This is a genomic window from Sphingomonas sp. S1-29 (genome assembly GCF_026167545.1).
Classification (GTDB): domain Bacteria; phylum Pseudomonadota; class Alphaproteobacteria; order Sphingomonadales; family Sphingomonadaceae; genus Sphingomonas.
In genome coordinates, this window is record NZ_CP110678.1 from 2796096 (window position 1) to 2808438 (window position 12343).

Sequence of the window (12343 nt, forward strand, 5' to 3'; positions counted from 1 at the left end):
GATGAACATCATCGCCGAATCAAGCGATGTCGGTGCCGCGGCAGCCGCCAAAGCCACCGATTTGGCACAGGTGAAGCCTGCGGCTTCGCGCGAGTTTCTATTGATTCGCCGCTGCATCGCCCGATCGTCGACCCCGGTGCAGCGCGAAGCGATCGCTTCGCTCGCGCAGGCCGTCGATCCCGATCGCGTGTTGGCGATCGCGGTGCGACACGGGGTGACCGGACTGGTCGCGCAGGCACTGTCGGATGCCGGCGTTGCCGTCCCGCCGCCGATCGCCGCGGTTGCGCGCAAGCGTGGCTTCGCGGCGCTGCGCCAGGCGCAAACCGCACTGGCGCTGCAAGACGCGCTGCACCGCGCCGGGGTAGCGTCGATCGAGCTCAAGGGCAGCACGCTTGCGCGCAAATTCTATGGAACGATCGGCGCGCGGGAGTCGGTCGATATCGATCTGGTCGTCGCGCCGGGCGATGTCGCGCGCGGCTGGCAAGTGCTCGAGGCGATGGGGTTCGATCGGGTGACGCCGCATCATCCGCGCGAGGGTGCGGTCCCGCCTTTGTATCGCTGGGCGGCCAAGGACAGCATCCATCGGCATCGCGACAGCGGGGTGGTGGTCGAGCTCCACTGGCGGCTGTCGGACGATCTGGAACGCCCCGAACTGCCGCCGCGCGCGACCTGGCAGGCGGTCGAGATCGACGATGGCCGCGCGCTGATGACGCTGGGGGACGACGATCTGTTCGTCTATCTGTGCACGCACGGCGCGGCGCATGGCTGGGCGCGGCTCAAATGGCTCGCCGACATCGGCGCGATGCTGGCGGCGGCGCCCGATGATGGCGCACGCTATTGGCGGCTGGCGCAGGGCGCAGGGAGCGCGCGTGCCGCGGCATCGGCGCTGCTGCTCGCCCACCAACTGCTCGGCACCCCGCTGCCTCCCGGCTTCGCCTGCTGCTCGCGGCGGGTGGCGCTGCTCAACCGGATGGCGATCCGGATCATCACCGCAGGCGGCGGCACGCGCGAATTGGCAACGACGCGCTATCGCGGCTGGGCCGAATTCGCCGCCAAATTGCTCATCGCGCCGCGGATCGGCAATGCGGCGGCGATCGTGCGGCGATTGCTGGTGTCGGGCGAGGATGTCGGGCTGCTGGCGCTGCCGCGCGGGCTGGTGTTCGTGTATCCGCTGCTGCGCCTGCCGCTGCTGATCGCGCGCCGCGTCCGCCGTGCGCGGCTCAGCGCGACCCGAAGCCGGTTACGATCGTCTTGAGCGTCCGCACCACGATCAGCATATCGAGCCAGAAGCTGAAGCGGCTGATGTAGAAGAAGTCGTAGCTGAGCTTCTTCAACACATCGTCGATGCTGGTGACATGCCCCTGATTGACCTGCGCCCATCCCGACACCCCCGGGCGGACGATGTGGCGATAGCGATAGAAGGGAATTTCGCGCTCATACCATTGCGACAAAATCTCGGCCTCGGGGCGCGGGCCGATCCAGCTCATCTCGCCGCGCAGGATATTGTAGATTTGCGGGATCTCGTCGATCCGTGTCCTCCGCAGATGCCGCCCCAGCCGCGTGATGCGCGGATCGCCGGGTGCGGTGATCGCGACGTCCTCGGGGCGAAGGCAGGCGGGTTGCGCGGCATGCATCGTGCGGAACTTCCAGACGGTGAAGACCCGGCCGCGATAGCCGATTCGGTTCTGGCGAAAGAAGATCGGGCCGGGTGAATCGGCCTTTACCGCGCCGGCGATCACCAGCAGCACGGGCAGCACCAACGGCAACAATGCGAGCGCGATCAAGGCGTCGGCAAGCTGCTTGACGGTCAGATAGGTCGCGTTGGGCATCAACGACCCGAACGCATTTTCGGACAATCGCTCCATCTGGACCTGGCCGGTCAGCGACTGGCGAAGCTGTTTATAGTGCACCACCGATATCCCCGCGAGCGCGCATTCGGCGAGGAAGCGTTCCCATTCGGGGGGCAGGTCGTGGTCGAAATCGGCGGCCAGCGTGGTGCAGTGGCGCGGGAATACCGGATGGTCGAGCCGGGTCCAGCAGATGCTGTCGATCGGATACAGGCTGTCGACGCCCCCCATCGGCACCACCGCGATGTTCAGCCGCTGCTGCCGCTGGATCATGAAATAGACGACATAATACCAGGTCACCGACAGCCCGAACCCGGCGATCAGCAGCGGCCGGCTGTAATCGAGTCGCAGCAGGAAGAAGACCGCGAACACCGCCGCAAAGGTGGAGGCGAAGACCGGCAGGACATAATAGCTCGCGCGGATGCCGGGAAAGGCGACCATGTTGCTGAACAACCAGAAGCCCAGGCACACCGCGCCAAGGCTGCCGAGGATCGAGGCCGGGAAAAGCGCGAACTGCCACAATGCCGGCTCGATCGCCGCGGCGACCGCGCCCGGGACGAGCACCGCGAACAGCACGCCGCCCCCCAATTGCAGGTCGCGCCGCTGCCAGATCCGTCTGCGGATCGGCGCGTGGCGGACCCGCCTAAAGGCGCCAGCGTCGTACATGGTCGAATGCCGGGGAGGGGGGGACGATATTCTTGAGGTCGCCGAAGATTCCGCCGGGGACGAGCATCGCGGCGAAGCGCTCGGGGGGCAGCGCGCGATAGGCGTCGTGCGCGACCGCGAGCAGGACGATGTCGTATCGCGGCGCATCGGGCAGCACCTGGATCAGCGTCAGGCCATATTCGTGCGCGGCGGCGGCGGGGTCGGCGCGCGGATCGTGGACGTCGACCTGATGGCCATGGTTGCGCAGCCGCGCGACGACATCGATCACCTTGCTGTTGCGCAGGTCGGCGACATTCTCCTTGAAAGTCAGCCCGAGGACCAGCGCGTGGCCGGGTGTCACGGTCGCCGCCGATAGCCGGTCGGCGATCCATTGGCCCATGCCGTCGTTGGTGTGGCGGCCCGCCAGGATGACTTCGGGGCGGTGCCCCAGGCTTTCGGCGCAGTGGCTGAGATAATAGGGGTCGACGCCGATGCAGTGGCCACCGACCAGCCCCGGCTGGAACGGCAGGAAATTCCACTTGGTGCGCGCCGCAGCGAGCACGTCCCAGATCGACAGGTCGAGCCTGGCGACGATCTGCGACACTTCGTTGATGAAGGCGATGTTGATGTCGCGCTGCGCGTTTTCGATGACCTTGGCGGCCTCGGCGGCGCGGATCGAGGCGGCGGCGAAGGTGCCCGCGCTGGTGACCCGGTCATAGACCGCGCACAGCCGCCGGGTGACCTCGGGGCTCTCGCCCGCGACGACCTTGACGATCCGATCGACGCGATGCTCGCGGTCGCCCGGATTGACCCGCTCGGGCGAGTAGCCGAGGAAAAAGTCGCGTCCGCGGGTGAGCCCCGACACCGCCTCGACCAGTGGGCCGCAGACATCCTCGGTGACCCCGGGATAGACGGTGCTTTCATAGACGATGATCGGCTGCCGCGCCGGATCGATCATCCGCGCGACCATCGTGGTGGCGGCGCGTAGCGGGGCGAGATCGGGGCAGTTGTTTGCATCGACCGGGGTGGGGACGGTGACGACGTAGATGTCGGCGGGGGCGCATCGGTCGGGGTCGTCGGTCAATTCGAGCGAGGACCGGGCGAGCGCTTCGGCATCGACTTCGCCGGTCCGATCGCTGCCGGTGCGCAGCTCGGCGATGCGGGCGGGATCGATGTCGACGCCGGTCGTGGGAAAGCAGGTCGCCAGCTGAACGGCAAGTGGCAGGCCAACATAGCCCAGACCGATCACGACGATGCGACAGTCGCTGCGATCGGTCACTGGCCCCCCTGGTGCTATTGAACGAACTCATTACTGGCTGAAAAAAGCGAAGGTTGAATAAGCTCGACGTACCATCGACGCATCACGCTGCCGCAGTCTGCCCGGCACCATCCGCGAATCGAAAATACAATGAACAGGAAGGAACGGTAAATATCGTGCCAAATCAAGTTACATCTATTGTAGAAAGATGGCCGGGCAGTGATAGAGCCATAGTGGTTGCACTACTGATGCAATGCCCGCGCGATAGCATCACGATAAAGCCTGATCACCTGGACTTCGGAAAAGCACGTCGTGGCCAAGGTTCGCGCGGTATTCCCCATCCGGTCGCGGTCTTCCCGGGGAAGCGCGATCATCGCGAGCATCTTCGTGGCAAGATCGGCGGCGCTTCGTGGCTCGCACAGCAATCCCGTCACCCCGTCGCGGACGATATCGGCGCAGCCGGGCACCCGCGTGGTGATCGCGGGGGTGGCCATCGCCGCGGCTTCGAGCAGCACGCGCGACATCCCCTCGCGATACGAGGGTAGGACGATGCAATCGGCGGCGGCGATCGCCGGGCGAACGTCGGGGCTCGCGCCGCAATAGGCGATCACGCCTTCGCGGACCCAGCCATCGACCGTCGCGCGGGGGATGGCGGTCGGGTTCACGACGTCGAGGAACCCCATGATGTCGAACGCGGCATCGGGGTGGACCGCCTGCACCGATCGCGCGGCGTCGACATATTCGAACACCCCCTTGTCACGGATCAACCGCGCGATCAGCAGGAAGCGGAAGGGATGCGCGGGCGGCGGGGCAAAGCGCGCGGGATCGAAATGATCGGGGTCGATGCCCGATCCGGGGAGGATTTCGGCCCGGGCGGGGTCGATGATCCGCTGTTCGACGAACAGGTCGCGATCGTGCCGGTTTTGGAAGAAGACGGTCGACGATCGGCGCAGGCCCGCGCGGTACAGCCAGCGCACCACCCGGGTGAGCCAGTTGCTGCGGATGAACGCCGTGCCTAACCCCGAAATATTGTTGATGGCCGGCACCCCGGTGAGCCAAGCCGCCAGCCCGCCATAGATGTTGGGCTTGATCGTCCACCCCAGGAAGACATCGGGGCGTTCGCGCCGCATCAGCGCGACATAGCGCGACACCAGAATCGCGTCGGCGATCGGCGAGACCCCGCGCGGCGCCATCGGCAGCGCGATCGTGCGTATCCCGAGCGCTTCGACCTGCGCGAGATACCCATCGTCGACCACCGCGGCGACCAGCTCATGTCCGTCGGCGAGCAGCGCGCGCACCAGCGCCGCGCGGAAATTGACGATGTTCCACGCGGCATTCACCGATAGCAGGATCTTCGCCATCGCCGGCGCTAGCTCAGCATTGCAGGCATATCGCGTCCTCGAAGAAATAGGAGCGATAGGGCAGCCAATATTCGATGTTCACCGCATAATTGAGCCAGACGAAGAACGCCGCGGCGTACAGCGCCAGGATCGCGACGGTGATCAGCCGCTCGCCGCGCTGGTCGCCGGCGAAGGCGGCGGGCGCGCGCGCATAGACGAAGCATTGCAGCGGCAGCAGGTACAGCCCCAGCCGATCGACCACGGTCGAGGATTGGAACACGAACAACAGTGCCAACGCCGCGATCGCTGCGGCGGCAAGCGCCGACCAGACGCTGCGCTCGGCACCCACCAGCGCGAAACGGTCGCGGAAGGCCAGCAGCAACATGCCCGGCAGCGCGGTCATGAACAGCCGGATCGCCGCGCCCGACGATTCCATCGCCGCCTCGACATAGTTGGTGAGGAAGGTTTCGGCGCGCGCGGCGATGATCGCGTAGCTGAGCGCGGCTAGCATCGTCAGCGCGAGCGCCACGCGCAGGACGATGTTGCGGTTGGTGACCAGCGCCGCCAGCGGCAGCAGGATCAGCGCGGTGGTATGGAACAGCGATCCTACCAGCACCCAGGCCGAATAGCGCAGCACATGGCCGTGCTGCAGCGAGACGAGCCCCATCATCAGGAACGAGATCGCCATCCCCTGGCGGATATATCCCATCCCCATCACCACCACGAGATAGGGGATCGCCACCGCCATGCAGAGCCAGGGCCGCGGCTGGGCGAGGCAGAAACGCGTCAGTGCCACCGCCATCGCGGTGCCGCTGACCGCGGTGATCAGCAGCATGCCGAGGTCCGAGCGTGCCGCCGCTACCGTGAGCAGGGTGAACGCCGGGTCGCCGAGCGGGTGGAGCCTGGCTGGATCCCAGAAGGCCCGCTCGACCATGCGCGCATAATTCGCCCAGTCGCCGCCGGTTTCCCACCGAAACCCGATCACCAGCACCAGCCCCAACAGCGCGATTCCCCAGGCGAAACCGTAACGCTGCCGCTCGCGCCGATCGGCCTGCTCGACCAGCGCCATCATCGCGGGAAAGCCGAACATCAGCCAATAGATCAGCATGGTTCGGACCAGTGAGCGGCCCAGGCGCGGTACATCAGCACGCCCCACAAGGACGCGGTCCAATCCTGCGATCCCTCGACATGCGCCTCCCAGCGCCGCCGGATCGGGTCGGGATCGAGCAACGGATCGAGCCGCAGCTGGTCGTGGCGAAGCAATTCCTCGGCCCAATCGCGCAATGGCCCGCGCAGCCACGCGCCGATCGGCACCGCGAACCCCGCCTTGGGCCGATCGATCAGCGCGGGGGGAACGTGGCGATACAATATCTGCCGCAGCAGCCATTTTCCCTGGCCGTCGCGCTTCTTGAACGCCAGTGGGGTGCGCCACGCCTGCTCGACGACATGATGGTCGAGGAACGGAACGCGCGTCTCGAGCCCCACCGCCATGCTCGCGCGATCGACCTTGGTGAGGATGTCGTTGGGCAGATAGCCGAGCATGTCCCAGTGCATCATCCGCTCCTCGGGCGTGCGCGCGGTTTGCGGCAGCGCGAGCATCGGGTGCGCATCGCCGGGCTCGGCCAAGGGCAGCCCCGACATCCATTCCTCGCTCGACGCGCGATAGATCGCCTGGGTGTCGAGACCGGTCCCGAGCATCCGCGCGGTCTTGTGCAGCTTGTCGCCCAGCATCGGCATGTCGGGCAGCATCGGCAGCCGTGCCAGCCGGTCCCAATTGCTCGGTGCGATCGTCGTGATGCCGCGCCCGATCGCGGCGCGAAGCGGCTGCGGGAGCCGCGCGATCCTGTCCCAGACGCGGCGCGACACCAGATAGCGATTATAGCCGCAGAACAATTCGTCGCCGCCGTCGCCCGACAACGCAACCGTCACCGTCGCGCGGGTGATCCGGCTGAGCAATACGGTGGGCAGCTGCGATGAATCGGCGAAGGGCTCGTCATAAATCGTCGGCAGCGCGGGGATGACCGCGCGGACATCCTCCGCGCCGACCATCGTTTCATGATGTTCGGTGCCCAGATGCCGCGCCACCGCGCGCGCATGCGGCGCTTCGTCATAGCCCGCTTCGGCAAAGCCGATCGTGAAGGTCCGCACGCGCGCCGACGTCGCCTCGCGCATCAGCGCGACGATCGTCGATGAATCGATGCCGCCCGACAGGAACGCGCCGACCGGAACGTCGGCGATCATCTGTCCTGCGATCGCGGTGCGCAGCCGGGCCTCGAGCTGTTCGACCGCTTGCGGCGCGGTCATCGCCGGGTCGGGACCCGCCGTGACGCTATCTTCCAGCGACCAATAGCGGGTGCAGCGCACCCCTTGGGTCGCCGTGCCCGACGCGCTCGGCGGGGCCGCCGGCGGGCAATCGAGCGCGCGCGAATCGAGTGTTACAATCACCCCGGGCTCGACCTTGTACACCCGCTGCAGGATCGACCATGGCGCGGGGACGCTGTTGTGGCGCAGGTACAGCGCCAGTGCGTCGGCGTCGGTGCGCGCGGTGAAGCTCGTTGCGGCGCGGATCGCCTTGAGCTCGGAGCCAAACAAGATCGCGCGGTTCGACCAGCCAAAATAAAGCGGCTTCTCGCCGATCCGGTCGCGCGCCAGCGCCAAGGTCCGCTCGTGCCGATCCCACAGCGCCAGCGCAAACATGCCGACCGATCGGGTCAGCGTCGCCGCCAGCCCCCAATGCGCGATCGCGTGGACCAGCGTTTCGGTGTCCGATTGGCCCGCCCAGTCGATCGGGCGCTTGGCTTCGAGCAAATGGCGCAAGTTGCGATGATTGTAGATTTCACCGTTGAAGCTAAGAATATAGCGTCCGCAAGGTGACGCCATCGGTTGATGGCCCGCCGCCGTAAGATCGATGATGGATAAACGACGATGCGACAGCGCAATGCCCGCCATGTCATCGTGCCAGATGCCGCCATCATCGGGGCCGCGATGGCGGATTGCGTCGGCCATCGCCACCGCGTCATGCCGTCGTGCCGGCCCGTGCGACCAGATACCCGCAATCCCGCACATCTAGCGACCCCCGATATTGGATGCACAATAGAAAGCCGCGCGCGTCAAGAAAACTTCGGTGTTGCGGCGTGATATGGCGGTAAATAGGCTGAGCCGGACCAAGGCGCTGGTACGCGAAGGCTTGCCCGCGCGCCTGCGCGTACCTGCCAAATATTGGCATGCACGGCTGCACCAAACGCTCGAGCCCGAAATGCGACTGCTTCGGTGGCTGGTGCCACCTGGCGCGCGCGCGATCGATGTCGGGGGAAATTATGGCGCCTATGCCTATGCGCTGCACCGCCTGGGCGCGCGGGTCGAGATATTCGAGCCCAATCCGATGTGCCTTGCCGCGCTGCAGGCCTGGGCCGCGGGGCGGCCGGGGGTGCGCGTCCATGGCTGCGCGCTGTCGGCGGTTGATGGCAGCGCATTGCTTGGCATTCCGGTCGATCGCGACGGGATCGAGCATGACGCGGCGGCGTCGATCGAGCCGCAGGACGATGGCACGCGGCGGATCGTCGATGTCGCGCTTCGCCGGCTCGATTCGTTCGGCATCACCGATGCCGCGCTGCTCAAGATCGATGTCGAAGGGCATGAAGCCGAGGTGATCGAAGGCGCGCTGGCGACGATCGCGGCATCCTGCCCGGCGATCCTGATCGAGATCGAACAGCGCCACCGTAGCGCGCCGATCGCCGCGATGTTCGCGCGGATCGAATCGCTCGGCTATCGCGGATTTTTCCTCAAGGACGAGGTGCTGGTGCCGGTCGCTGGGTTCCGCCCCGCGCTGCACCAGTCGCTTGCCGCGCTGGGGGTGGCGGGCGGCGGCTATTACAACAATTTCCTGTTTCTGGCGCGGTCGCGCGTGGCGGCGGGCGAGTATCAGGCGCTGCTGGCATGAAGCCGCTGCGGATCGCGGTGGTCACGCCGCGCTATGCGATTTCGGGGGTGCCGCTGGCGCAGTGGCGGCTGGCGGCGGCGCTCGCCGCGCGCGGGCATCGGGTCGATCTGATCATCGGCCGCTGCGATCCCGATCTTCGCGTTCCCGATGCGCCGGGCGTCGTGGTCCGCGTGCTCGACTGCGGGCAGACGCGCGGCATGTTCGCGCCGCTGGTACGCTATCTCCGTCGTGAGCGGCCCGATGCGGTGTTTTCGGCCGAAGACCATCTCAACACCTTCATGCTGCTCGCCGCGATCGTCACGCGGTCGCGCGTCCGGATCAGCGGCTCATCGCGGGTAACGCCGTTCGATACCTATTCGAACCGTGCCTTCACCAAGAAATGGGTGCTCAAGCAACTCGCGCGCAGCGTCGCGTGGCGCGCCGATGCACTCACCTGCGTGTCGCGCGACATGGTGGCGCAATATGCCGAGGTCTTTGGCGCGACCCGGCATGTGTGCGTCTACAATATCGTCGATCAGCCCGCAGCGCGCGCACGCGCGATCGAGCCGGTCGAGGATCGCTGGTTCGCCGATCGCAGCGTGCCGCTGGTCGTCGCGGCGGGCACGTTGGCGCCGTGGAAGGGGTTTGCCGACCTGATCGCCGCTGCGGCGATCCTGCGCGATTGCGGGCGGATGGTGCGGCTCGTGATCCTGGGCGAGGGGCCGTCGCGCGCCGCGCTCGAGGCGCAGGTCGCGGCGGCGGGGCTGGCGGATCGCGTCCGACTGCCGGGCCGCGTCGCCAATCCGCTCAAATATTTCGCCAATGCCGACGTCTTCGCGCTGTCGTCGCATGTCGAGGGGCTTCCCAATGTGCTCGTCGAAGCGATGCTGTGCGGCTGCACCCCGGTCGCGACCGACTGTCCCACCGGGCCACGCGAGGTGCTCGGCGGCGGGCGCTTTGGCTATCTCGTGCCCGTCGCCGATCCGCAGGCGCTGGCCGACGGCATCGCCGCCGCGCTCGATCGCCCGATCGCGGCCGATTTGCTCGCCGAAGCGGTCGAACCGTTCGAGGAATCGGCGGTGATCGCGCGCCATTTCGCGCTGCTCAAGCTCGATGCCGGTTGAAGCGATGCGCGTCGGGCTGAACGCGACCTGCTTCGATGATCGCCCGTCGGGGGCGAACCAGCGCTTCCGGCATTTGTACGGCGCGCTGATCCGGCGCAATCCTGCGATATCGTTCGTCATCTACGAACCCGCCGACCAGCGGATCGGCGACTGGTTCGCCGATGCGCCCAACATCATCGTGCGGCGAACGCCGATGCCGAGCAGCGGGCGATGGCCGCGCTTTCGCGCTGGGCTGGGCTATTGGCGGCGCACGCTGGCGGCCGACCGGCTCGACCTGTTCGAGACCTTCACGCTGCCGCTGGTGCGCGCGCCATGCCCGACGATGCTGACGATCCACGACCTGCGGCCGCTGCAGCGCGACCGGCCGCTGATCGAACGCGCGGTGGCGCCGGCGATCGTGTCGCATGCGCTGGCGCGCGCCGATCGGATCATCACGGTATCGCAGGCGATGCGCGCCGAGTTGCTGGCGTTCCGCCCGGGCACCCAGGTGTCGGTGGTCTATAACGGGGTGTCGGCGCGTGCCGCCGCTTCGGGTGCGCTGCCGCCGGGCATGCCTTCGCGCTTCATGCTCGCGGTCGGTCACCTCGAACCGCGCAAGAATCTCGAGCTCGCGATCGATGCGGTGGCGGTGCTGCGCGACCGCGGATGCGCCAGGCCCCTGGTGATCGTCGGCAACGATGCGGGCAGCCTGGCGGCGCTGCAGGCGCGGATCGCGCGGCTGGCGCTCGGCGCGCTGGTGTGGATCATTGAGCATGCCGACGATGCGACGGTCGGCGCGCTCTACGCCGCATGCCACATGGTGGTCGTGCCATCGCGCTACGAAGGCTTCGGCATCGCGGTGATCGAAGCGATGGCCGCCGAACGGCCCGTGGTGACCAGCGATACCGCGGTCTTCCGCGAGGTCAGCGAGGGGCAGGGGGCGTATATGCCGCTCGACGACGCGGTCGCCGCCGCCGAGGTGATCGAGCGTGTCTGGTCCGATCCGATCGCGCGGGAGCGGCTGATTGGCTATGGCGCGCGGCGGATCGGCGATTTCGCGTTCGATCGCCTCGCCGATCAGATCGCGGCGCTCTATGCCGAGAGGATGGCGGCGAGGCCACGGCGCGCGACCGCGGGGGCGTGGAACCGTTCGTAGAGCAGCCGGATCGCCGGATCGAACGCCGGCGGCGGATCGGCGCAGATGGCGTCGATGGCGCGGCGGAAGCTGGCCGGTTCGTCGCATTGCCGGTTGGCCGCCACTACCGTTCGATCATAGCCCGAAAACGCCTCCGCCGTGCCGATCACCTGCTTGCCGAACATCAGCGCCTCGGCGACCTTGGTCTTCATCCCCGAACCATCGCGGATCGGCGCGACTACCGCCAGCGCATGCGCGTACCAGGGGGCGATATCGTCGACCGTGCCGACCATCGTCATATTCGGGGCAGCTGCGATCTGGTCCATGCCGTGGCCGACCACCATCGTGGCGATCGGCAGCGCTGGGGCGATCGTATCGGCATACCAGCGCACCGCGTCGCGGTTCGCGTAGAAGCTGCCGCCGACGAACAGCAGATAGGGTTCGGCAACCGGGCGGGGCGGAGTTTCGGCGCGGCGGATGTCTTCCATCACCATCGGCACGATCGCGTCGGCGCCGTGTCGGTACAATCGCTGGAGCAGTTTGCTGTCGCGCGCGCTCAGGCAAACGACCGTGTCGCTCGATCGCATCGCGGCATGTTCGGCGCGCGCATTGGCTGCCAATATCGCCAGTGCGCGCGGCGTCGCGCGCGCGCGCAACGCCCCCCAGAAGAAGCGCGCCTCGACATTGTGGCAGAAGGTGACGACGCGAACGCCGGGGTGGCTTCGCTTGATCGCCTGCGCGGCGACGCCGAGGTTCGACCCGTCGAGAAACAACTGGGCGATGCGCTCGCGCTCGACCGTATCGGTCAACGCCGCGAGGCTGTCGCGATCGATGCCGTCGATATGGCCGTGCAATATCGCATCGACCGGGCGCGCGCCTCGGTCGGGCAGCATGAAGCGGTGAAAGCCATCACCCAGCAGATCGCGCAGCAGCATTTGGTGTAGCCGCGAGAGTTTTGCGCGACCGCCGGGCGCGGCGGCAGGACCGGTCGGCGTCACATATAATAGCGGGCCGGTAATGCGCATCGCCATCATGTATCGGCGACAATCCGGCGGACGGCAACATCATGCGATCCGGCGCTGGCGTTGGTCGGATA

Annotated in this window: 10 protein-coding genes; 4 read left to right on the top strand and 6 right to left on the bottom strand. The window is 67.1% G+C overall.

The window, feature by feature from the left end; all coding sequences use genetic code 11:
* The first annotated feature begins 1 nt into the window (after window position 1).
* Complete coding sequence (locus OKW76_RS13385) at window positions 2-1255, top strand: nucleotidyltransferase family protein (protein WP_265549353.1); 1254 nt, start codon at window positions 2-4, stop codon at window positions 1253-1255.
* On the opposite strand, the gene OKW76_RS13390 is transcribed toward OKW76_RS13385, so the two are convergent.
* The 5 genes from OKW76_RS13390 to asnB form a co-directional block, all read right to left on the bottom strand.
* Window positions 1221-2513, bottom strand: coding sequence for a sugar transferase (locus OKW76_RS13390; RefSeq protein WP_265549354.1), 1293 nt, complete (start codon window positions 2511-2513; stop codon window positions 1221-1223). The genes OKW76_RS13385 and OKW76_RS13390 overlap by 35 nt on opposite strands.
* Entirely contained in the window at window positions 2491-3771 is a 1281-nt protein-coding gene (locus OKW76_RS13395; protein ID WP_265549355.1) for a nucleotide sugar dehydrogenase, read from the bottom strand. The genes OKW76_RS13390 and OKW76_RS13395 overlap by 23 nt, the downstream gene beginning before the upstream one ends.
* Before the next feature lie 221 nt (window positions 3772-3992).
* Window positions 3993-5111: a glycosyltransferase family 4 protein gene (locus OKW76_RS13400; protein ID WP_265549356.1), complete on the bottom strand. Its 1119-nt coding sequence runs from the start codon at window positions 5109-5111 to the stop codon at window positions 3993-3995.
* A gap of 13 nt (window positions 5112-5124) precedes the next feature.
* The gene (locus tag OKW76_RS13405; protein ID WP_265549357.1) at window positions 5125-6198 is read right to left on the bottom strand and encodes an EpsG family protein; all 1074 of its coding nucleotides are present in this window, start codon (window positions 6196-6198) and stop codon (window positions 5125-5127) included.
* On the bottom strand, window positions 6192-8156 hold the full coding sequence (asnB, locus tag OKW76_RS13410; protein ID WP_265549358.1) for an asparagine synthase (glutamine-hydrolyzing): 1965 nt from the start codon (window positions 8154-8156) through the stop codon (window positions 6192-6194). The genes OKW76_RS13405 and asnB overlap by 7 nt, the downstream gene beginning before the upstream one ends.
* Before the next feature lie 58 nt (window positions 8157-8214).
* Here asnB and OKW76_RS13415 point away from each other — a divergent pair, with 58 nt between their 5' ends.
* The 3 genes from OKW76_RS13415 to OKW76_RS13425 are packed head-to-tail and all read left to right on the top strand — an operon-like array spanning window position 8215 to window position 11268.
* Entirely contained in the window at window positions 8215-9030 is an 816-nt protein-coding gene (locus OKW76_RS13415) for an FkbM family methyltransferase (protein ID WP_265549359.1), read from the top strand.
* Complete coding sequence (locus tag OKW76_RS13420) at window positions 9027-10133, top strand: glycosyltransferase (RefSeq protein ID WP_265549360.1); 1107 nt, start codon at window positions 9027-9029, stop codon at window positions 10131-10133. Before OKW76_RS13415 ends, OKW76_RS13420 begins: the two co-directional genes overlap by 4 nt.
* A 4-nt stretch (window positions 10134-10137) precedes the next feature.
* Window positions 10138-11268 (top strand): glycosyltransferase family 4 protein, encoded by a 1131-nt coding sequence (locus OKW76_RS13425; protein ID WP_265549361.1) that lies wholly within the window; start codon window positions 10138-10140, stop codon window positions 11266-11268.
* On the opposite strand, the gene OKW76_RS13430 is transcribed toward OKW76_RS13425, so the two are convergent.
* Complete coding sequence (locus OKW76_RS13430) at window positions 11205-12272, bottom strand: glycosyltransferase (protein WP_265549362.1); 1068 nt, start codon at window positions 12270-12272, stop codon at window positions 11205-11207. The two genes, OKW76_RS13425 and OKW76_RS13430, sit on opposite strands and share 64 nt — an antisense overlap.
* Window positions 12273-12343: the final 71 nt, after the last annotated feature.

Excerpts from the sequence above, each read along its gene's own strand:
- OKW76_RS13385 (WP_265549353.1), top strand. The coding sequence starts at position 2 with ATGAACATCATCGCCGAATCAAGCGATGTCGGTGCCGCGGCAGCCGCC.
- OKW76_RS13390 (WP_265549354.1), bottom strand. The coding sequence starts at position 2,513 with ATGTACGACGCTGGCGCCTTTAGGCGGGTCCGCCACGCGCCGATCCGC.
- OKW76_RS13400 (WP_265549356.1), bottom strand. The coding sequence starts at position 5,111 with ATGGCGAAGATCCTGCTATCGGTGAATGCCGCGTGGAACATCGTCAAT.
- OKW76_RS13405 (WP_265549357.1), bottom strand. The coding sequence starts at position 6,198 with ATGCTGATCTATTGGCTGATGTTCGGCTTTCCCGCGATGATGGCGCTG.
- asnB (WP_265549358.1), bottom strand. The coding sequence starts at position 8,156 with ATGTGCGGGATTGCGGGTATCTGGTCGCACGGGCCGGCACGACGGCAT.
- OKW76_RS13420 (WP_265549360.1), top strand. The coding sequence starts at position 9,027 with ATGAAGCCGCTGCGGATCGCGGTGGTCACGCCGCGCTATGCGATTTCG.
- OKW76_RS13425 (WP_265549361.1), top strand. The coding sequence starts at position 10,138 with ATGCGCGTCGGGCTGAACGCGACCTGCTTCGATGATCGCCCGTCGGGG.
- OKW76_RS13430 (WP_265549362.1), bottom strand. The coding sequence starts at position 12,272 with ATGCGCATTACCGGCCCGCTATTATATGTGACGCCGACCGGTCCTGCC.